Origin of the sequence: Yinghuangia sp. YIM S09857, from assembly GCF_051388915.1 — a bacterium.
Taxonomy (GTDB): domain Bacteria; phylum Actinomycetota; class Actinomycetes; order Streptomycetales; family Streptomycetaceae; genus Yinghuangia.
In genome coordinates, this window is the sequence record NZ_JBPKBH010000031.1 from 61,591 (window position 1) to 82,308 (window position 20,718).

The window sequence follows — 20,718 nt, forward strand, 5'->3', positions numbered from 1 at the left end:
CCCCGTCCTGCCGTGCGGCCGGTGTCGGTGACGGGCGTCGGCGGCGGGCCGCGCCGCCGCATAGGGTGGCCGTTCACGGCGTCCCCACCCGTTCAGCCCCAGGTAATCCCGAGGTTTTCCATGCGCGTGCCCATCCGCCGCATCGCCGGTGTCGTCGCCGTACCCCTGTTTCTGGCCGTCGCGACGGCCTGCGCGGGCGGTGGGGACGGCGGCCGCAAGGCCCCGGACGCGCTGGACGGCGACGAGCTGCGGACGGTCCTGTTGGCCCAGCCGGAGCTGCCGCAGGGCTGGGAGGTCACCGGCGGCGGGGCCGCGGTCGACGGCGACGAGATTGCCGAGGCGGACCGTTCGGCCTGCCAGCCGGTGATGGACCTGGTGTCCGGACGCTCCGCCGACATCTCCCCGACCGGCCAGGCCGACACCGGCCTGCTGGGTCCCGACGGCCTGGGCGGCGCCGCGCACCTGGGCGTCAACCAGTACAAGGAGGGCGACGCCGCGAAGCTGCTCGACGCGGCCCGCGGCGCCCTGCCGACCTGCGCCGGCTTCGGGGTCAGGCAGGCGGACGGCGACAGTGTCGCCCCGGCCGCGGCGACGCCCGGCGAGGCACCGTGGCTCGGCGACGGGGCGCTGTTCTTCCGGCTCACGATGACCACGGACGCGGGCCCGCTGAGCATCCCGTACACGGTCGTCCGCAAGGGCTCCGCCCTGGTGCTCACGTCGACCCTCAACGACCCCGGCGCCGACACCGACGCGGTGCCCGAGGCCCTGCTGCGCAGCCAGGTGGACAAACTGGCCAAGGCCCAGCTGGCCAAGACCCAGGCAAAGGGCTGACCCGCGCCGCATCTTTCTCACGGTGGATCTTGCCTCCGGCCCCGTCGGGGGTATGCGATGGGGCGAGTCGAGGCGATCCCTCGCAGGCGTACCGGTCCGGACCGGGTCCGCATGAGCCGTCACCCGCGGCTGGTCGGCCCATACTGGACATAGTGGGTCAAGCGGCCACCGCCGCGGCGCCCGCACGGCCGTCGTGCGGTTTCTTCCTCGCCGAGCGGCACGTTCCACCGAGACCCGGCGGCCCACCGGCCGACACACCGGTCACGTCCGGCCCCACGAGGAGGCGGCGATGTTCGAGGAAGCGCAGTACCTGGCCCCGGTCACCCGGAAGGCCGACGGCAGCATCGAGGTCGAGCTGTCCCGCAGCCACCCCGGCTTCGCCGACCAGGTGTACCGCGAACGGCGCAACCGCATCGCGGAGCTCGCGCTGCGGCACACCCCCGGCGAGCCGATCCCCGAGGTCGACTACACCCCGGAGGAACACGACGTCTGGCGGATCGTGTCCGCCGAGCTGGCCGTCGCGCACCAAGAGCTCGCGGTCGCCGAGTACCTGCACGGGTGCGAGCGACTGGCCCTCCCGAAGGACCGCATCCCGCAGCTCCAGGAGGTCAGCGAGGCACTGCAGCCGCTGACCGGCTTCCGTTACCTGCCCGCCGCGGGCCTCGTCGAGCTTCGCGAGTTCTACGGCACGCTCGCCGACTCCTACTTCCACTCCACGCAGTACATCCGGCACCACAGCGTGCCGCTCTACACCCCCGAGCCGGACGTCGTGCACGAGGTCATCGGCCATGCCAACGCCCTCGCCAGCGACCGGTTCGCGGCCCTGTACCGGCTGGCGGGGGAGGCGGCCCGGCGGGTGGAGGGCCGCGAGGCGCTGGAGTTCGTCTCCAAGGTGTTCTGGTTCACGCTGGAGTTCGGCGTGATGGCCGAGGGCGGCGACCTCAAGGCATACGGCGCGGGCATCCTCTCCTCCTACGGCGAGATCCGCGAGTTCCGCGGCATGGACATCCGCCCGCTCGAACTGGCCGCGATGGGCACCACCGCGTACGACATCACCCACTACCAGGACGTGCTGTTCCGGGCGGAGTCCATGGACCACCTGGAGGACGTCGTCGGCGCCTTCTGGGCCACCTGCGACGACGAGTCCATCGCCCGCCTCTCCGTGGCGGTCTCCGGCCGAGGCTGACCCGCCCGCGACCCGGGCGCCGGTCACTCGTAGGTCGCCGCGGCCTCGCGGAGGGTGCGGATGACGGTTTCCGGGTCGTAAGCGGCGGGGGCGCCCGGGGTGTAGGTGACGGCGCGGAGGTCGCCGGTGTAACGGAACGCGCCGTGGCGTTCGTGGACGGGCCACGACACCGGGGACCTGCGGTCGACGCCGACGCTGATGCCTTGCAGCGGCGCCATGCCGACCAGCAGGTGCACCCCCTCCAGCCATGCGGTGTCCTCCCCGTCGACCGAGACGGTGAAGTCCCAGCGGAAGCGCGGGCGCGTGGCGGCGCGCAGGAGGACCGCGTGCGGGCCGGGGGCGAGCGGCCCGGCGTCCACCTCGTGGAGCACGCCGTATTCGTTGTACGCGAACCACAGGTGCCCGTCCTCGACGTACACGCTGTAGCCGCCGCCCTGGTCGCCGTGCGACAGCAGCACGCCCGCGTCGCCGGCGCCGTGGTGCGCGATGTCGACGGCAGCCTGGAAGTCGCGGAACGAGATGAGCTTCGCGGACCGGTAGCGCTCCAACTCTGGGGTGCGGCGAGGATGCGGACCGGCCGGCGCAGCTCTTCCTCGTCCGGGTTGCGGAAGGCCAGGGCACCGCTCGCGTCGGCCAACGGGAACACCCCGTCCCGCCATGCCGCGGCCTCCCACGCCTCGGACAACTCCTTGACCACGCCCGGATGTTCGCCGGCTAGGTCGTCGATCTCGGTGGGATCGGCCTCGATGTCGTACAACGCCCATTCGCCGTCGTCGTACGGCGCGCCGAACTGATGCTGCGTCACCAGCTTGTACGGGTGCCGGTAGTAGCTCCGGTTGCCGGTCATCTCGCTGTACTGCTCCCGGTGCACGGACTCTTCGGACGCCGAGGCGAGCACGGGCGTGAACGAGATTCCGTCCAGCTCCTGGGTGGGCACCCCGCCGCGTTCGTCCGGACGTTCCACGCCCACGAGTTCGAGCAGGGTCGGGAGGATGTCGGTGACGTACTGGTACTGCGGGCGTACGCCGCCGTCCTCTGCGGCTCGCGGCAGCCCGGCGGGCCAGGAGAGGACGAACGGCACGCGCACGCCGCCCGCGTACGTCTGGCCCTTGTAGAGCCGGAACGGGGTGTTGGACGCCATGCCCCAGCCGCGCGGGTAGTGGATCAGGCTGCGCGGGCCGCCGACCAGGTCGAGTTCGCGGTCGACGTCGCCGTTCCACTCCTCGGGCAGCCCGGGGTGGTGCACGAAGCGCTTGAAGTACGCGCGCGTGCCCTCCGCGCCGCCCTCGCCGGTCCCGCCGTTGTCCGACGTGAACACGATGACGGTGTTGTCGAGTTCGCCGAGGTCTGCGAGCGTGCGGGTGAGGCGGCCGAGGTTCTGGTCGATGTTGTCGACCATCGCGGCGTAGACCTCCATGTACCGCGCGTACAACTCGCGTGCGTCGGGCGGGACTTCGTCCCAGGGACCGACCTCGTGGCCCTTCTCGAAGTTGCGCCGGGGGAGCCGGGTGCCGGGCGGGAACAGGCCGTCGGCGAGCTGCTTCGCGAAGCGGGTGTCGCGCAACGCGTCCCAGCCGCCGTCGTAGCGGCCGCGCTGCCGCTCGATGTCGGACGGCTTGGCCTGGAGCGGGCCGTGCACGGCGTTGTGGGCGACGTACAGGAAGAAGGGCTTGTCGGCGTCGTGGGCGCGCAGCGACTTGATCATACCGATGGCCTCGTCGGTGATGTCGTCGGTGTAGTAGTAGTCCTCGGGAAGCTCGTCGATGTCCAACGGGCTGTTGTCGCGCACGAGTTGGTGCGGGTGGAACAGGCTGGTCAGGCCCTCCAGCACGCCGTAGTAGCGGTCGAAGCCCTTCTGGAGCGGCCAGTTGCGCCGATCGTCGGCGGCGTTGGACGCCGAGTCGCGGACCAGGTGCCACTTGCCGACCGCGAAGGTGGCGTACCCGGCGCCGTGCAGGATCTGCGGCAGCGTCGGGATGTCATCGGCGATCTCCATCGCGTAGCCGGGGAAGCCCGGGTCGGCGTTGGCCACGAACGAGTAGCCCACCCGGTGCGGGTTCAGTCCGGTCAGCAGTGCGGCGCGGGCGGGGGAGCAGAGCGGCATCGTGTGGTAGTTCGTCAGCCGTACACCGCGTTCCGCCAGCGCGTCGAGCGTGGGCGTCGGGATCTCCGAGCCGAACGGGCCTATGTCGCTGTAGCCCATGTCGTCGATGAGCACGACGACGATGTTGGGCGCGCCGGGGCGGGCCCTGGCGCGCGGCTCCCAGGCGGGCTCGGAATCGCCGAAGGTACGGGCGGCGCGGCCCGCGAAACCGGCGTAGGGGTCGCGTCGGCGCGGGTTCCCGGGGGTGACGGAGGACTCGTGGGCTGGAGTCATGGTGATGCTCCTTATGCGGCCGCGGCGTCGGCCGGGGCGGTGGCGACCCCCTCGGCCGTGGCCGAGGGGGTGGGGACCGAGGTGGCGGACGTGGACCGGTCGGCGCCCGGGACAGGGCTCGGTACGGCCGCCAACAGCGCCTGGGTGTACGGATGCTGCGGATCCGCGCAGACCCGCTCGGCGGGCCCGGTCTCGACCACGCGCCCGGCTCGCATCACAGCGATGCGGTGCGAGATCTGCCGGACCACGGCCAGGTCGTGGGCGATGAAGACCATCGACAGGCCCAGGTCCGCTTGCAGGTCGGCGAGCAGGTTGACGACCTGCGCCTGTACCGACACGTCGAGCGCCGACACGGGTTCGTCGCAGATCAGCACGGCCGGTTCGGGCGCCAAGGCACGCGCGATGCCGACGCGCTGCCGCTGGCCGCCGGAGAAGTCGCGCGGGTAGCGGTCCGCGAACGAGGCCTCCAGGCCGACCCGTTCGAGGAGTTCGCCGACGCGGCGGCGATGTTCGGCCGGGGTGCCGATGCCCTGCGACACGAGCGGGTCGGCGATGATCGCACCGACCGTCATGCGCGGATTGAGCGAGGCGTACGGGTCCTGGAACACCATCTGCACGCCCTGCCGCAGCGCCCGGAGTTCGGCGCGCCCCGGGCGGGTGACGTCACGGCCCTCGAACAGGACGCGGCCCGCGGTGGCCGGGTGCACGCCCACGATCGTGCGGACCAGTGTCGACTTGCCGGAGCCCGATTCGCCGACCACGCCCAGGGTTTCGCCGCGGGCCAGGTCGAGGGAGACGTCGTCCAGCGCGACGACGCGGTTGCGGCGCGAGTGGAACACCTTGCCGAGGGACCTGACGGAGAGGACCGGGTCCGCGGTTCTGAACGCTTCCCCTTCAGGCACCTCGGAGTTGCCGGACGCAGTGGTCGCCGGGCTTCCTGGACCCGTCGAGACGCGCGCCGTCGGTGTCGCGACCGGAACAGGCCCGGGCGCCGGAGCGCCCGACACCCAGCACGCCACCGTCCGCCCGTCCGCCGCGACACGCGACGGCGGCTGCTCGGTGCGGCACCGGTCGCTGACGAGTGGGCACCGGTCGGCGAACGCGCAGCCCGCCGGGGGTGCGGCCAGGTCCGGCGGCGTTCCCGGGATCCCCTCCAGGCGCTGCCCGTAGGGCGCGTCCAGGCGGGGCACGGCCCGCAAGAGGCCGGCTGTGTACGGGTGCTGAGGTGCCGTCAGGACGTCGGCGGTGCGGCCTTGTTCGACGACGCGGCCGCCGTACATCACCATGACGCGCGCCGAGGAGCGCGCCACCACGCCCATGTTGTGGGTGATGAGCACCGTCGCGGTGCCCAGGTCGCGCGCCAACCCGTCCAGCAGGTCGAGGATCTGCGCCTGCACGGTCGGGTCGAGGGCGGTCGTCGGCTCGTCGGCGAGCAGGATGTCCGGTTCGTTGGCCAGTGCGAGGGCGATCATGACGCGCTGCCGCATGCCGCCGGAGAACTGGTGCGGGTGGTCGCGCATGCGCCGGGCGGCGTCCGGAATGCCGACCATGTCGAGGAGTTCGGCGGCGCGGGCGGCGCGCGCCCGGCGGTCGCCGCGGCCGTGGGCGCGCATTGCCTCGTCGAGATGGCGTCCCACGGTCAGGAGCGGGTTGAGCGAGGTCATCGGGTCCTGGAAGACCATGCCGATGCGCGCACCCCGCACGCGGCGCAACTCCGTCCCGGACGCCGCCGCGAGGTCGAGCGGCGGACCCGCCCCGCCGGGGCCGTCCAGCAGGACCGCACCGGCGGTGACCCGCCCGCCGGTGGGCAGCATGCGGGTCAGCGCGAGCGCGGTCGTCGACTTGCCCGACCCGGACTCGCCGACGATGGCGAGGGTTTCACCGCGGGCGAGGTCGAAGTCGACGCCGCGCACGGCGTGCACCGGGCCGCGGTCGGAGTCGAAGGCGACGTGCAGGCCGCGAACCCGCAACAGCGTTGGGGCACCGCGAACTTCGGGCGCGGCGGAGTCGGCCCCGGGGTCGCCGGCAGCGCCGACCCCAGCGGTCGCCGCAAGGTCCGTCGCAGACGAGCCCGCGACCCCCGAATCCGCCGTCGAATCCGCCGCCGTCCCCCTGGCCGGCGCCGTCGTCTTCTCGATGGATGTCGTCATCGGCGCGCTCCCCGGTTCAGTGCTTCCGCGATCAGGTTGAGCCCCACCACCAGCGCGGTGATCACCACGAGGGGGCCGAGGGCATACGTGGGGTGGTCCTCCAGGTAGGGCCGCGCCTCGGCGAGGATGCCGCCGAGGGACGGGTCGGGCGGCCGGACCCCGATGCCGATGAAGCTCATCGCGCCTTCGAGGATCACCGCGACCGACATCGACACGGCGACCTGCACCACCACCGGGTCCGCGGCGTTGGGCAGCACGTGCCGGGTCAGCAGCCGCAGCGGTCCCGCCCCGCCGACCCGGGCGGCCGTCGCGTACTCGCGGTCGCGGTGCACGAGGATCGCGCCGCGCAACATGCGGCCGAACGCCGGGATCTCGATGATCGTGATCACCGTGACGATCGTGGCCTTGCCCGGCCCCAGGATCGCCGTGACGGTCAGGCCGAGGATGAGCCCGGGAAAGGACAGCAGCAGGTCGAACAGCCGCTGCACGGCGACGTCGGCGGCGCGGTGCGCGGTGGCGGCCAGGGCCAGCGAGCAGCCGATCAGCAGGCCCAGCGGCACCGCGGCGGCCACGATCAGCAGGTCGGTGCGGATGCCGTACAGCAGTCGGCTGAGCAGGTCGCGGCCGATCTCGTCGGTGCCCCACAGGTGGTCGCCGCCGCCCGGGTCCCGGAGGGCCGCGGCGGTCTGGAAGGTGGGGTCGTGCGAGGTGAGCAGCGGGGCCGCGAGGCCGGCCGCGAGGATGAGGCCGACCAGCGCGAGGCCGGTGATGCCGCGCGGGGTCAGGAGTCCGCGCAGGTAGCGGTTGCGGATCCGGCGGGGCTTCGCGGCCGCCGCGGTTCCGGGTGCGGACTCCGGTGCGGGGACGAGTACTTCGGTCGTCATGGTGGTCACCCCAGCCGGACGCGCGGGTCGAGGAGGGCGTACGCGAGGTCCGTGAGCAGTTGCACCACCACGTACACCGCGACGAGGAAGAGCAGGACGGCCTGGATCACCGGGTAGTCGCGGCGGGTCACGGCCTGTTCGGCGAGCGTGCCGAGGCCGGGCCAAGCGAACACGGCCTCGATGATCACCGCGCCGCCGAGCAGCACGCCGATCTGCATGCCGAGCACGGTCAGCACCGGCGGCAGCGCGTTCGGCAGCGCGTGCCGCCACAGGATCCGCCGCGCGGGGATGCCGAGGGACTTGGCGGTCCGCGTGTAGTCCTCGCCGAGTGACTGCTGGAGACCGTCCTTGACGTACCGGGCCAGAACGGCCGACGCGGGCAGCGCGAGCACGATCGCGGGCATCAGCAGGTACTGGAGGCCGATCTGCGGGTCGGACAGGATCGACACGTGGCCGCCGGGCGGCAGGACCGGCCAGGTGATCGCGAACAGGAACACGAGCAGGAAGCCGCTCACATACGCGGGCACGATCAGCGACACGGAGTTGACCGCGGACAGCAGCGCCTGCCCGAACCGGTTCCGCACGGTCGCCCCGAGCACGCCGAGCAGCAGGCCCGTCACGATGGTGAACACCAGGGCGCCCGCGGTCAGTTCGACGGTGTTGCCGAGCCGCTGCCCGAGCAGTTCGCCGACCGAGCCGCCGATGATGTACGAGCGGCCGAGGTCGCCGCGCAGCACGTCGGCGATCCACGCGCCGTACTGCGTCAGCAGCGGCCGGTCCAGCCCGAGGTCGTGGCGGATGGCCTCGACCGTGTCGGGCGAGGGGTCGGATCCGGCGAGCGTGACGGCCGGGTCGCCGGGGACCGCGCGCAGGATGAGGAAGATGGCGAAGGACGCGAGCAGCAGCACCCCGAGTGCCGAGGGCAGCCGCCGCAGGAGATAGCCGGTCATGGTCGCGGGCCTCCCGTCACGCCAGATAGGCGTCGTCGAGGTTCAGCGCGGAGAACTCGTTCTGCCCGACGCCCCGCAGCTCGCTCGCCGCCGCGTGCAGGTTCGCGAGCACCACGAGGTCGATGACGAACTGCTGGTCGAGCAGCACCTCGCTGAGGTCCTGGTACGCGGCCTTCGCCTGCGGGCTCGCCGGGTCGGCCTGCCGCCACGCCCGCTGCACGATCTCCGTGTAGCGCGGGTCGGAGAACTTCGAGGTGTTCTTCGCCTCGTTGAACGGATATGCGCTCACCGCCAGCGTCGACGGGTGGACCTGCGCGAAGCCGTGCGCACCCGTCCACAGTGCGGGCATCGCCTGACTGATGAGCTGTGCCTGGAACTTGGCCGGATCCATCGGTTCGAGCGCGGTCTTGATGCCGACCTGGTCCAGGTCGAACTGGATCATCTGGGCGACCGCGGGCGAGGTGCTGAGGAACGCCAGCGGGAGGTCGAGCGCCGGTACGCCCGCCTCCGCGAGCAGCGCCTTCGCCCGTGCGGGGTCGTGCGCGTAGCGCCGCGCGGTGGCGTCGGAGTACGCGGGGGAGGACTTGGGCCAAGGCGCCGACGAGGGCAGGCCGTAGCCGGCGAGGCCCTGCTGCACGATGCGGTCGCGGTCGATCGCATACGAGATGGCCTGGCGCACACGCTTGTCGTCGAGCGGTTTCACCGACACGTTGGCGCCGACGTAGAAGGCGCCGCCACCGGTGTCGAACTCCTGGATGGCGAACCGGTTGTCGGACTTGATCGAGGCGAGGTCCCGGCCGCTCGCGCCGAGCGCGAGGTGGATCTGCCTGCCGCGCAGCGCGGCGATGAGCGAGTCGGGCTGCGGGATGATGCGCACTTCGACGTTGTCGAGGTACGGCCGCTCCGGCACGAAGTACTCGGTGTTCCTGGCGAACGATATCGACGCGCCCGGCGTCCAGTTCTCGAAGACGAAAGGCCCGGTGCCGATCAGCTTCTTGCCGAGCAGCGCGTCCTCGACGCTCTCGCGGTCGGTGATGAACATGAACTCGAACAGGTCGAAGAGATTACTCACCGGGTGGGCGAGTTCGAGCGTGAGTTCGGTGGGGCTGGTGATCGTGGTGTTCGAGACGACCGCCGCGGTTGCCCGCAATTGCGCGCTGCGCTTTGGATCCTTCAGGTTGTTCACCGCGAACACCACGTCCTCGGCGGTGAACGGCCGTCCGGAATGGAACTTCACGCCTTCGCGCAGTTGGAAGGTCACGGCCGTGCCGTCCGGCGCCACCTGCCACGACTTCGCCAGCTGCGGTTGCGGGTTCAGGTCCTTGTCGTAGGTGGTCAGCGTGTTGAACACGAGCCGCGCGAGGGCGGAGAAGGAGCCCTGGGTGTAGAGCAGCGCGGGGGTGAAGTCGTACAGGCTGCCTATTTGCAGGGTGCCGCCCTTCCGCGGAGCCCCGCCCACGCCCGCGGGCGACGAATTGCTCTCGTCCACCGCGGACTTGCACCCGGCCAGACCCAGCAGCACGGCACCGGCCCCCGCGGCGCGCAACAGGGTCCGGCGGTCGGTGGCAAGGGGGGATACGGACATGGCACAGCTCCTCTGAGCGGTCGAGGCAATGCGGGGCAGCGGGATTTCGGGGGCAGCGGCGGACGCACCTGCCGGGAAACCACCGCATGTGGAAGCCGGGCAGGCTGAACGGTCGAAGGCCGGGAAACGGAATTCGGGGATTACCGCATTCGCGGATTACCGCGCGAAACTGCTCCGGGCGATGGGGAACTCGGTTGTGCCGCGGCGGCGGCGGTGCGTCGGCGGACAGCCGTCAGCGGACGGCACAGATGGCGCCCGCGACTCGACAGAAGTCGATGTGGCGGCGCGATACGAGGGCTTGGCAGGCGCCCCGGGGCCGACGGTCCGAACTCACGTCGTCGACTGTGTCAGGAACGGTTTATCGGGTCAACGATCGGGGCGCGACGTCTTGCCACGTGGACACATGTGAACAAATTGTTTCCGGGCGCGGGGAGTTCGTGGTTCCGCCGGCCCACGCCCGGGAGCACCGCCAATTCGGCGATCCACACCCGACAGCGCCGTCATTCCGTGCACGGCTGCGCCGTCATTCCGTGCCCGGCCACGTCGCCATTCCGCGCCCGGCTGCGCCGCCATTCCCCGCCCGCCCGCGCCGCCCGCGCCGCTATTCCGGGGCGGTGACGAAATCGATCAGTTCCTCGACGCGGCCCAGCAGCGTGGGCTCCAGGTCCCGGTACGAGCCGACGTGCGACAGGATCCAGCGCCACGTCTCCCCGGTGGAACACGCGCGCCCCAGCGCCGCGTTGACGCCGTCCTTCCACACCACCCCGCGCGGCACCTCGGGCCACGCGCCGATGCCCAACACCGACGGCTTGACGGCCTGCCAGATGTCGATGAACGGATGCCCGGTAACCAGAACATCGGACCCGTGCGGCCCGGCGGCCACCTCGGCGGCGATACGGCTCTCCTTCGAGCCCGGCACCAGGTGGTCGACCAGCACGCCGAGCCGGCGGCCCGGCCCGGGGCGGAACTCGCGTACCACCGCCGGGAGATCGTCGACCCCTTCGAGGAACTCCACGACCACGCCCTCGATGCGCAGGTCGTCGCCCCACACGCGTTCGACCAACTCCGCGTCGTGGCGCCCCTCGACGTAGATGCGCCCCGCGCGGGCCACCCGCGCCCTGGCGCCGTGCACCGCGACCGAGCCCGAGGCGGTACGCGTCGGCCGAGCCGGGGCCGCCTGCGCCGCGCGGGGCCGGACCAGCGTCACGACCTCCCCGTCCACCATGAACGCGCGCGGCTCCATCGGGAACACCCGCAGCCTGCCGTGCCGGTCCTCCAGCGTGACGGTGAACCCCTCGGGGGTCTTCTCCACGCGCACGACCGCCCCGCAGAAGCCGGTCTCGACCTCCTCGACCACCAGGTCCCGGTCGGCCGCCACCTCGGGAACGGCCTTGGGCTTCTTCCACGGCGGCGTCAGATCGGGCCCGTAACTCCTGCTACGCATAGCGCCCGACGCTAGCGGGCGGGTCGCCGTCACCCGTTCAGGCGCGCCGGTCCGGCCGTCGGGGCGAGGCCGAGCAGCCGGTAGCCGCGCTCGACGAACGCCCGGACGGCCGACTCGTCCTCCCACGGCCAGTCACCGCGCGCCACGGCCTCGTCGACCGGGACGCTCCGGCGGTACGCGCGGCGCAGTCCGGCCACGACGTCCGCGATCTCGCGCCGCTGGTCGTCCGCGAACAGCGCGGTCACCAGGTCCCCGTGGCCCGGCACGACGCGCAGCACCTCGCCCGCGTCGCCGTCCTCCGGAGCCAGGCAGGCGAGGTCGAGAGCGCGGCCGATCGCGTCCGGCCACGTGAAGGGGAACGCGTCGGGGCCGCAGGACGGTGCGGCCGACTGCTCGACCAGGTCGCCGGACACCAGGACGCCGCAGTGCGGGACGTACACGGCCAGGTCGGCGGCGGTGTGCGCGCCGTCCGGCATCGCCCGGAGGACCAGCCGGCGGCCCCCGCCGAGGTCGTACGCCGCGCAGTCGGACACCACGCGCGTGGGCGGAATGATGCGCACTGCCGCCATGTCCTCCGCGGGCAGGCCGTAGCGCAGCGCGTCGGTACGGCCCTGCTCGCCCCACGCGGTCAGATACGCCGCCAAACCCGCGTGGCCCGCGATCTCGGCGTCCGGGAACTGTCGCAGGACTTCCGCGTTGCCATAGCAGTGGTCGAAGTGGCCGTGGGTGTTCACCACCGCCAGCGCGCGATAGGGGAGGCCGTGCTCGGAGAGCGTGCGCTCAAGGCCCGCGAGGAGGCCGCGCGTCTCGCGTTCGTACGACCCCGTGTCCACGAGCGCGAAGCCGTCGGGGCCGGCCACCGCCACGACGTTCAGGTCAAGTTCGGACAGCCGGGCCACGAACACCCCGGGTGCGACAAGGCCCCAACGAGCCCATTCGTCACGTTCCGCGTGTACCATCCTGCGACCCTTCCACAGACGGCAGGGTACGGACGCATCGGCGTCGCCGTACACTGGCACTCCAGCAAGCGGAGTGCCAGGCAGGTCAGGGAGGTGCGCACGGTGCTCGACGACCGCAAGCTCGACGTGCTGCGCGCCATCGTGCAGGACTACGTGGCGACTCACGAGCCCGTCGGATCCAAGGCTCTCGCGGAACGGCACAACCTCGGGGTCTCCCCGGCGACCATCCGCAACGACATGGCCGCGCTGGAGGAGGAGGGGTACATCACCCAGCCCCACACCAGCGCGGGCCGCGTACCCACCGACAAGGGCTACCGGCTCTTCGTCGACCGGCTCGCGGGCATCAAGCCGCTGTCCACTCCCGAGCGCCGGGCCATCCAGCTCTTCCTCGACGGCGCCGTGGACCTCGACGACGTGGTCGGGCGCACCGTGCGCCTGCTCGCCCAGTTGACCCACCAGGTCGCGGTCGTGCAGTACCCGTCGCTCACCCGCTCCACCATCCGGCACGTCGAGCTGCTGACCCTGGCACCGACCCGGATCATGCTGGTGCTCATCACCAACACCGGCCGGGTCGAACAACGCGTGCTGGACGCGCCCGGCCCGATCGGCGACACCCTTCTCGCCGACCTGCGCGGCCGGATCAACGGCGTCGTGGTCGGCAAGCGCTTCGCCGACGTCGCGCTGCTGGTGCAGGATCTCGGCGAGTCCTTCACGGCCGAGGAGCGGCCGATCGTCACCACCGTCCTCGCCGCGCTGCTCGACACCCTCGTGGAGCAGCAGGAGGAGCGGGTCGTCCTTGCGGGAACGGCGAACCTCACCCGGTTCGGCACCGACTTCCCGATGACGATCCGCCCGGTGCTCGAAGCGCTGGAGGAGCACGTCGTGCTCCTGCGCCTGCTCGGCGAGGCCACCGAGCCCGCCATGGTGGTGCGCATCGGCCACGAGAACATGCACGAGGGACTGGCCGCCACCTCGGTGGTGTCCGTCGGGTACGGCAGCGGGGACGAAGCCCTGGCCAAACTCGGCGTGCTCGGGCCGACCAGGATGGACTACCCCGGAACGATGGGAGCGGTACGCGCCGTGGCACGGTACGTCGGACAGATTCTCGCGGAGTCGTAGTTGACCACTGATTACTACGAGGTCCTGGGTGTTCGGCGCGACGCCACGCCCGAGGAGATCAAGAAGGCCTTCCGCCGCCTCGCCCGCGAACTCCACCCGGATGTGAATCCGGACCCGAAGACGCAGGAGCGCTTCAAGGAGATCAACGCCGCGTACGAGGTCCTCTCGGATCCGCAGAAGCGGCAGATGTACGACCTCGGCGGCGACCCGCTCGGCGGCGCCGGGGCCGGACCCGGCGGCGGCTTCGGCGCGGGCTTCGGCTTCAGCGACATCATGGACGCCTTCTTCGGGCAGGCCAGCCAGCGCGGACCGCGCTCGCGCACCCGCCGGGGCCAGGACGCCATGATCCGGATCGAGGTGCAGTTGGAGGAGGCGGCGTTCGGCACGACCCGGGAGATCCAGGTCGACACCGCCGTCACCTGCAACACCTGCAACGGCGAGGGCGCCGCGCCGGGCACCACCGCGCAGACGTGCGACATGTGCCGGGGCCGGGGCGAGGTCAGCCAGGTCACCCGGTCGTTCCTCGGCCAGGTCATGACGTCCCGCCCGTGCCCGCAGTGCCAGGGCTTCGGCACCGTCGTGCCGACTCCGTGCCCGGAGTGCGCGGGCGACGGGCGCGTCCGGGCGCGCCGCACGCTCACCGTCAAGATCCCGGCGGGCGTCGACTCCGGCACGCGCATCCAGCTCGCCGGCGAGGGCGAGGTCGGCCCGGGCGGCGGCCCGGCTGGCGACCTGTACGTCGAGATCGCCGAGGTCCCGCACCCGACCTTCCAGCGCCGGGGCGACGACCTGCACTGCACGGTCACCATCCCGATGACCGCCGCGGCCCTCGGCACCAAGGTGCCGCTGGAGACGCTGGACGGCGTCGCCGAGATCGACATCCGCCCCGGCACCCAGTCCGGCCAGTCCATCCCGCTGCACGGCCGGGGCATCACCCATCTTCGCGGCGGCGGCCGCGGCGACCTCTTGGTCCACGTGGAGGTCCAGACCCCCACCAAGCTGGACCCCGAGCAGGAGGAGCTCCTCCGCAGACTGGCGAAGCTACGCGCCGAGGAACGCCCCCAGGGCCAGTTCTCCCCGGGCCAGCAGGGCCTGTTCTCGCGCCTGAAGGACGCCTTCAACGGCCGCTGACCACCTCCGGCGGCCTACGGGAAGGGTCGGCGGGCCACACGCGACACGGAGGGCGGGCGTCGCCCAGCACGTGGTCGGCGGTCAATCACATCGTGCGGGGTGCGGGCCTCGACGGCCCGCGCTCCGCACGATGCGTTGTGACGCAAGCGCACTTCATCTCCGCCAGGTCCAGGCCCAGGTCCGGGTCCGGGTCCGGGTCCGGGTCCAGGTCCGGGTCCGGGTCCAGGTCCGGGTCTAGGCCCAGATCCAGGTCCAGGCCCAGATCCGGGTCCAGGCCCAGGCCCAGGCCCAGGCCCAGATCCGGGTCCGGGTCTACGTCCGGGTCCAGGTCCAGGTCCAGGCCCAGGCCCAGACCGAGGTCCAGACCCAGACCGAGGTCCAGACCCAGACCGAGGTCCAGACCCAGACCGAGGTCCAGACCCAGGCACGCCCAGGCACGCCCAGGCACGCCCAGGCACCAATTGCGTCGGCAATTCGTTGACTGGTCACAGGGGGCGCACCCTCACCCTTCGGACCATGTTCGCCGCGCGTCCTGGCGCCCGAGCGCATTTGTCGGGGCGTACGGTCGTCCTTGTAGCGGCCAGCACATCTCACGGCAGGAGGCGCGGTACATGGTTGCGGGCGGTGGCGTTGTGTGGCCTGTGCAACTGCCGCTCGTTCAGGCGCCGATGGCGGGCGGGGCGGGGTCCGTCGCGCTCGCGGCGGCGGTGTGTGGTGCGGGCGGGCTGGGGTTCCTCGCGGCGGGTTACAAGACCGCCGCCGCGATGTCCGCCGAGATCGCCGACCTGCGTACGGCCACCGGGCTGCCGTTCGGCGTCAACCTGTTCCTGCCGGGGGAGGCGTCCGGGAGCGCGGTCCCCGAGCAGGTGGCGGCGTACCGCGTCCAACTGGAGCAGGAGACCGTGCGTTTGGGCGCGGCCCTCGGCAGCGTTCCGCCGCACGGCCTCGACGACGACTGGGACGCCAAGATCGCCGCGCTGCTGGCCGCCCCCGTGCCCGTGGTGTCCTTCACGTTCGGCTGCCCTGACGCGGGCCTGCTGGCCGAGTTCCGGGCGCGCGGCACGACCACCGCCGTCACGGTCACGACGCCCTCGGAGGCGGAACGTGCGGCCGCCGCCGGGTGCGCGCTGCTCGTCGTCCAGGGCGGCGAGGCGGGCGGCCACCAAGGGCGGTGGGAGAACGCCGACTCCGAGCCGTATGGCCTGCTCACACTCCTCGCCCTCGTCCAGGCCGTCACCGACGTGCCGTGCGTCGCGGCAGGTGGGATTATGACCGGCGGCCAGATCGCTGCCGTACGCGCGGCCGGGGCCGTCGCCGCGCAACTCGGCACGGCCTTCCTGCGCTGCCCCGAGAGCGGCGCTCCCGAGCCGTACAAGGCGGCACTCGCCGACGGACGGTACGAGCGCACGCGCCTCACCCGCGCCTTCTCCGGCCGCCCCGCGCGCGGACTCGTCAACGGCTTCCTGGCCCGCCACACCGCCCACGCCCCGGCCGCGTATCCAGAAGTGCACTACGCCACGGCCCCGTTGCGACGGGCCTCGGCGGAGGCGGGCGACCCGGAGGCAATGGCGCTGTGGGCGGGACAGGGTTGGCGCCTGGCGGACGAGGCCCCCGCAGCAACCGTGGTCGAGCGCCTCACCGACGAACTGGCGGCCGCAGAAGGCCATTGACCTCACCCGCTCGCGCATTCGGCGCGAGAGGATTTGTTCGATCTGCCGCCCACGTCTCGGAGTCGACCTCATGAGCGCCCCCGTCTTCCTCACGGACGACCCTGCCCTCCGTACCGCCCGCCGGGTCGTCCTCGACGGCGCCGAGGGCCGCCACGCCGTCACGGTGCGGCGCATCGCGGTCGGGGAGCAGGTCGTCCTGACCGACGGCCGCGGAGTCGCGGTACGCGGAACCGTCGCGCTCGTCGAGGGCAAGGACACCCTGCACGTCGACGTCGCCGACCGCACGGAGGAGCCGCCGCCCGCGCCCCGGATCGTCGTAGTCCAGGCGCTGCCCAAGGGCGACCGCGGCGAGTTGGCCGTGGAGACGATGACCGAGGTCGGCGTCGACGTGGTCGTGCCGTGGGCGGCGTCCCGCTGCATCACCCAGTGGAAGGGCGAACGCGGTGCCAAGTCGCTCGCAAAATGGCGCTCCACCGCGCGCGAGGCCGGAAAGCAGGCACGGCGCGTGCATCTGCCGGAAGTGGCCGAACTCATGACGACGCGTCAGGTCGCCGGGCTGCTGCGGGACGCGGCGTTCGCGGGCGTACTGCACGAGGCCGCTGCCCAGCCCCTCGCGGCGATCGAGGTTCCCGCGGACGGTGACGTCGTGCTCGTCGTCGGGCCGGAGGGCGGCGTGGCCCCCGATGAGCTGGCGGTCTTCGCGGACGCGGGAGCAGGGGCGTACCGCCTGGGACCGACCGTGCTGCGCACGTCCACCGCAGGTGTCTCGGCCGCCTCCGTACTGATGGCCGCAACAGGCCGCTGGTCCTGAACGACCGCCCGCCGCCCGCCGGCACTCTCGCTACGCCTGCCCCGAACCCACCCCAGTGCCACATACCCTTCGCCGCGCCCCCGACAGCACACCCGCACCACACCCACCCCGCCCGGTTCCCAGCCACTCAGCCCAACCCGCCGCGCGACCTCCCCATCCCGTCCGCCGCCCCGGTGACCCTGCCCTACCGGCTCACCGGCTCACCGGCTCTCACCGGCTCCCCTGCCCCGCCTGCTCCTCGGCGGCCCTGCCCCGCCGCCCCCTCCCAGCCACCGCGCCCCACGCCCTCCCGGCCACGACCGCCCCCTCCCGGCCAGCCGATACCATCGCGCCCAACCAGCATTCAGATGGAGGTACGCATGGCGGCCGGGGAAGCCCAGGCGGACTGCCTGTTCTGCAAGATCGTGGCGGGCGACGTCCCCGCCACCGTGGTCCGCGACACGAAGGACTTCGTCGCCTTCCGCGACATCAACCCGCAGGCGCCCACCCATATCCTCGTCATCCCGCGCGCGCACTATGCGAACGCCGGCGAACTCGGCACGGCAGAGCCCGAGTTGGCCGGGGGCCTGCTCGCCGAGGCGGCCGCGGTGGCGGCGGGCGAGGGCATCGACGAGACCGGCTACCGCGTCGTCTTCAACACCGGTGCGGGGGCGGGCCAGACGGTGTTCCACGTACACGCGCACGTCATGGGCGGCCGCGGTCTGAGCTGGCCTCCCGGGTAGCCCCCTCCGTCCCCCTACTACGGGCTGCTACCGGCTGCTACGGGCCGACGACAACCGTCCTGCCGTCCGGGTCGCGCAAGGTCCGCCGACCCGGCGGCAGCCCCGTACCGTCGACAACCAGGCCGATCCGCAGTGCCCCCGTCACACGCGTGGGCGTGGCCGGATAGATCTCGAACACACCGCCCCCGTCGAGGACCGCCGCATAGTGCTCGCTGCCCTCGCCGTGCCGTTCGCGCGTGAACTCCAGCCCCAGGCCCGCGTAAAACGCGCGACACTCCTCGACGCGCGTCGTATAGACGACGATCGACTCCACACGGGCGCCCGGCATGCCGCGACACTACCGAGCGCCGGAGAATGTGCGCATGTCCGTACGCGAGCTCGTCGTCCTCGGCACCGCCAGCCAGGCCCCCACCCGGCACCGCAACCACAACGGCTACCTCCTGCGCTGGGACCGCGAGGGCATCCTCTTCGACCCGGGCGAAGGCACCCAACGCCAGATGCTGTACGCCGGGGTCGCCGCCACCGACATCACCCGCATCTGCGTCACCCACTTCCACGGCGACCACTGCCTCGGCCTGCCGGGCGTCATCCAGCGCATAAACCTGGACCGCGTGGCACACGAGGTCACCGCGTACTTCCCGGCGTCCGGGCAGCACTTCTTCGACCGCCTGCACCACGCCAGCGCCTTCCACGAGGCCGCCACACTGCGCGAACACCCGCTCGACGGCGACGCGGCCGCCACCACCCTCACCGGCGGCCTCACGCTGGAGGCCAGGCGGCTGTCGCACCCGGTCGAGTCGTACGGCTTCCGCCTCGTCGAACCCGACGGCCGCCGCATGCTCCCCGAACGCCTGCGCGAACTCGGCATCGCGGGGCCCGACGTCGGCCGCCTGCAACGCGAGGGCGCGGTCGAGGCCGACGGCCGTGTCGTCACCCTGGACGAGGTGAGCGAGGTCCGGCGCGGCCAGAAGTTCGCGTTCGTCATGGACACCCGCCGCTGCGACGCCGTCGCCGAACTCGCCCACGGCACCGACATGCTGGTCTGCGAATCCACCTTCCTGGACGAGGACGCCGACCTCGCGCAGGCGCACGGCCACATGACCGCGGGCGAGGCCGCCGCCACCGCCCGCGAGGCCGGTGCCCGCCTGCTGGTCCTGACCCACTTCTCGCAGCGCTACACCGAACCCGCCGCTTTCCTGGCCGACGCCCGCCGCCACTTCGACGGCGAGATCGCGGTCGCCTCCGACCTCGACCGCATCCCGGTCCCCAAGCGCCGCTGAGCCATCCGTCCCCGAGCGCCGCCGAACCCTCGGACCGCGCCCCGAGACCATGATCATCCGGGCGAAAACCTCAAGAGCGCGTCAAGGGCAAAGAGCTACCATTGGCCCAGGACACCACTGTCACCCCGAGCAACGGAAAGTAGGCGTGATCAGGCCGTAAGGCCGCCCATGGCTTCCACACGACACGCTCGCGGCACCGGGCGCAACGGCAACGAGCCCACCGGCGCCGCACAGCCCGAGGAGCAGGGCCGGGAGCAGGCCCAGGCAAAGATCGTGATCCCGGCGAAGCACCCGATGGTCGCGCTGCTCGGCTCCGGCGACTCCCTGCTCCGGGTGATCGAGGACGCGTTCCCGGACGTCGACATCCACGTCCGCGGCAACGAGGTCACCACCACCGGCCCCGCCGACGACATCGAGCTGGTCAAGCGCCTCTTCGACGAGATGATGCTCGTCCTGCGCACCGGCCAGCCGCTCAGCACCGAAGCCGTCGAGCGCTCCATCGCGATGCTCCGCTCCGGCGGCGACGCGGCCCCGGCCGAGGTGCTCACCCTCAACATCCTGTCCAACCGCGGGCGCACCATCCGCCCCAAGTCGCTCAACCAGAAGCGGTACGTCGACGCGATCGACCGCCACACCATCGTCTTCGGCATCGGGCCCGCCGGCACCGGCAAGACGTACCTCGCCATGGCCAAGGCCGTCCAGGCGCTCCAGATGAAGCAGGTCAACCGCATCATCCTCACGCGCCCCGCGGTCGAGGCCGGCGAACGCCTCGGCTTCCTGCCCGGCACCCTCTACGAAAAGATCGACCCGTACCTGCGCCCGCTCTACGACGCGCTGCACGACATGATCGACCCCGACTCCATCCCCCGCCTCATGGCCGCCGGCACCATCGAGGTCGCCCCCCTCGCATATATGCGCGGCCGCACGCTCAATGATGCGTTCATCATTTTGGATGAGGCGCAGAATACGTCCGCCGAGCAGATGAAGATGTTCCTGACGCGGCTCGGGTTCGGGTCGAAGATCGTGGTCACGGGTGACGTGACGCAGGTCGACCTGCCGAACGGCACGGAGAGCGGGCTGCGCGTGGTGCAGCGGATCCTCGACGGCGTGGACGACATCGAGTTCTGCCGGTTGAGCAGCCAGGACGTGGTGCGGCACCAGCTCGTCGGGCGGATCGTCGACGCGTACGGCAGGTTCGACGCCGAGCGGCAGCAGGAGGATGTGCCGCGGTCGCGCGGGCGGCGCGCGCAGATCCACAGCACCACCAGCACGAGCAACGCAGAACGGGATGTGAACTGACGGCCATGTCCATCGACATCGCCAACGAGTCCGGGTACGAGCTCGACGAGCACGGCATCGTGGACGTGGCCCGCTTCACCCTCGACCGGATGCGCATTCACCCGCTCGCCGAGCTGTCGGTCGTCATCGTCGACGAGGCGGCCATGGAGCAGCTGCACATCACGTGGATGGACCTGCCGGGGCCCACGGACGTCATGTCGTTCCCGATGGACGAGCTGCGCCCGGGCAAGGACAACGAGGACCCCCCGCAGGGGCTGCTCGGCGACGTGGTGCTGTGCCCGGAGGTCGCGGCCCGGCAGGCCAAGGCCGCCGGGCACGCG

19 protein-coding genes and 1 pseudogene are annotated in these 20,718 nt (G+C 72.0%); 10 read left to right on the forward strand and 10 right to left on the reverse strand.

Translation table 11 applies throughout. The annotated features are described in order from the left end of the window. Nucleotides 1–120 precede the first annotated feature (120 nt). Together ACRX5S_RS38915 and ACRX5S_RS38920 are read left to right on the forward strand one after the other, a co-directional pair. Nucleotides 121–831, forward strand: a complete 711-nt coding sequence (locus ACRX5S_RS38915) for a hypothetical protein (RefSeq protein WP_436778003.1) — start codon at nt 121–123, stop codon at nt 829–831. Nucleotides 832–1,120: 289 nt separating this feature from the next. Continuing rightward, nucleotides 1,121–2,017 carry a phenylalanine 4-monooxygenase gene (locus ACRX5S_RS38920; protein ID WP_436778004.1) on the forward strand — a complete coding sequence of 299 codons (897 nt, stop codon included), beginning with the start codon at nt 1,121–1,123 and terminating at the stop codon, nt 2,015–2,017. A 23-nt stretch (nt 2,018–2,040) separates the two neighbouring features. Here ACRX5S_RS38920 and ACRX5S_RS38925 read toward each other — a convergent pair. The 8 genes and pseudogenes from ACRX5S_RS38925 to ACRX5S_RS38960 form a co-directional block, all read right to left on the reverse strand. Then, a pseudogene (locus ACRX5S_RS38925) lies at nt 2,041–4,394 on the reverse strand (arylsulfatase). Nucleotides 4,395–4,405: 11 nt separating this feature from the next. Next, the gene (locus ACRX5S_RS38930) at nt 4,406–6,544 is read right to left on the reverse strand and encodes an ABC transporter ATP-binding protein (protein ID WP_436778005.1); all 2,139 of its coding nucleotides are present in this window, start codon (nt 6,542–6,544) and stop codon (nt 4,406–4,408) included. Beyond that, nucleotides 6,541–7,428: an ABC transporter permease gene (locus ACRX5S_RS38935; RefSeq protein WP_436778006.1), complete on the reverse strand. Its 888-nt coding sequence runs from the start codon at nt 7,426–7,428 to the stop codon at nt 6,541–6,543. The genes ACRX5S_RS38930 and ACRX5S_RS38935 overlap by 4 nt, the downstream gene beginning before the upstream one ends. Nucleotides 7,429–7,433: 5 nt before the next feature. Further along, nucleotides 7,434–8,378, reverse strand: a complete 945-nt coding sequence (locus ACRX5S_RS38940; protein WP_436778007.1) for an ABC transporter permease — start codon at nt 8,376–8,378, stop codon at nt 7,434–7,436. A 16-nt stretch (nt 8,379–8,394) separates the two neighbouring features. Next, complete coding sequence (locus ACRX5S_RS38945) at nt 8,395–9,963, reverse strand: ABC transporter substrate-binding protein (RefSeq protein ID WP_436778008.1); 1,569 nt, start codon at nt 9,961–9,963, stop codon at nt 8,395–8,397. Nucleotides 9,964–10,195: 232 nt separating this feature from the next. Next, nucleotides 10,196–10,297, reverse strand: coding sequence for a putative leader peptide (locus tag ACRX5S_RS38950; RefSeq protein ID WP_436778009.1), 102 nt, complete (start codon nt 10,295–10,297; stop codon nt 10,196–10,198). Nucleotides 10,298–10,564: 267 nt separating this feature from the next. Next, nucleotides 10,565–11,407, reverse strand: coding sequence for a DUF3097 domain-containing protein (locus ACRX5S_RS38955; protein WP_436778010.1), 843 nt, complete (start codon nt 11,405–11,407; stop codon nt 10,565–10,567). A gap of 29 nt (nt 11,408–11,436) precedes the next feature. Continuing rightward, nucleotides 11,437–12,366 carry an MBL fold metallo-hydrolase gene (locus ACRX5S_RS38960; RefSeq protein WP_436778011.1) on the reverse strand — a complete coding sequence of 310 codons (930 nt, stop codon included), beginning with the start codon at nt 12,364–12,366 and terminating at the stop codon, nt 11,437–11,439. A gap of 102 nt (nt 12,367–12,468) precedes the next feature. On the opposite strand from ACRX5S_RS38960, the gene hrcA reads away from it, so the two are divergent. Together hrcA and dnaJ are read left to right on the forward strand one after the other, a co-directional pair. Continuing rightward, complete coding sequence (gene hrcA, locus ACRX5S_RS38965; protein ID WP_436778012.1) at nt 12,469–13,485, forward strand: HrcA family transcriptional regulator; 1,017 nt, start codon at nt 12,469–12,471, stop codon at nt 13,483–13,485. Next, the gene (gene dnaJ, locus ACRX5S_RS38970; protein ID WP_436778013.1) at nt 13,486–14,616 is read left to right on the forward strand and encodes a molecular chaperone DnaJ; all 1,131 of its coding nucleotides are present in this window, start codon (nt 13,486–13,488) and stop codon (nt 14,614–14,616) included. It abuts the gene before it with no gap. Between the two features lie 85 nt (nt 14,617–14,701). On the opposite strand, the gene ACRX5S_RS38975 is transcribed toward dnaJ, so the two are convergent. Next, nucleotides 14,702–15,064: a hypothetical protein gene (locus ACRX5S_RS38975; RefSeq protein WP_436778014.1), complete on the reverse strand. Its 363-nt coding sequence runs from the start codon at nt 15,062–15,064 to the stop codon at nt 14,702–14,704. A gap of 220 nt (nt 15,065–15,284) precedes the next feature. Between ACRX5S_RS38975 and ACRX5S_RS38980 the strand changes: the two genes are divergently transcribed. From ACRX5S_RS38980 to ACRX5S_RS38990, 3 genes are all read left to right on the forward strand, one after another. Next, nucleotides 15,285–16,286: a nitronate monooxygenase gene (locus ACRX5S_RS38980; protein ID WP_436778030.1), complete on the forward strand. Its 1,002-nt coding sequence runs from the start codon at nt 15,285–15,287 to the stop codon at nt 16,284–16,286. A 70-nt stretch (nt 16,287–16,356) separates the two neighbouring features. Further along, nucleotides 16,357–17,097, forward strand: a complete 741-nt coding sequence (locus tag ACRX5S_RS38985) for a 16S rRNA (uracil(1498)-N(3))-methyltransferase (protein ID WP_436778015.1) — start codon at nt 16,357–16,359, stop codon at nt 17,095–17,097. A 359-nt stretch (nt 17,098–17,456) separates the two neighbouring features. Next, a complete protein-coding gene (locus tag ACRX5S_RS38990; protein ID WP_436778016.1) occupies nt 17,457–17,819 on the forward strand; it encodes an HIT domain-containing protein in 363 nt (120 codons plus the stop codon). Nucleotides 17,820–17,856: 37 nt separating this feature from the next. Here the strand turns inward: ACRX5S_RS38990 and ACRX5S_RS38995 are convergent, their stop codons facing one another. After that, entirely contained in the window at nt 17,857–18,147 is a 291-nt protein-coding gene (locus ACRX5S_RS38995; RefSeq protein ID WP_436778017.1) for a VOC family protein, read from the reverse strand. Nucleotides 18,148–18,181: 34 nt separating this feature from the next. On the opposite strand from ACRX5S_RS38995, the gene ACRX5S_RS39000 reads away from it, so the two are divergent. The 3 genes from ACRX5S_RS39000 to ybeY form a co-directional block, all read left to right on the forward strand. Further along, nucleotides 18,182–19,099: a ribonuclease Z gene (locus ACRX5S_RS39000; RefSeq protein WP_436778018.1), complete on the forward strand. Its 918-nt coding sequence runs from the start codon at nt 18,182–18,184 to the stop codon at nt 19,097–19,099. Between the two features lie 168 nt (nt 19,100–19,267). Further along, nucleotides 19,268–20,398, forward strand: a complete 1,131-nt coding sequence (locus tag ACRX5S_RS39005) for a PhoH family protein (RefSeq protein ID WP_436778019.1) — start codon at nt 19,268–19,270, stop codon at nt 20,396–20,398. A gap of 5 nt (nt 20,399–20,403) precedes the next feature. Next, nucleotides 20,404–20,718, forward strand: a 315-nt coding sequence (ybeY, locus tag ACRX5S_RS39010) for an rRNA maturation RNase YbeY (protein ID WP_436778020.1), incomplete at its 3' end; no start/stop codon positions are given.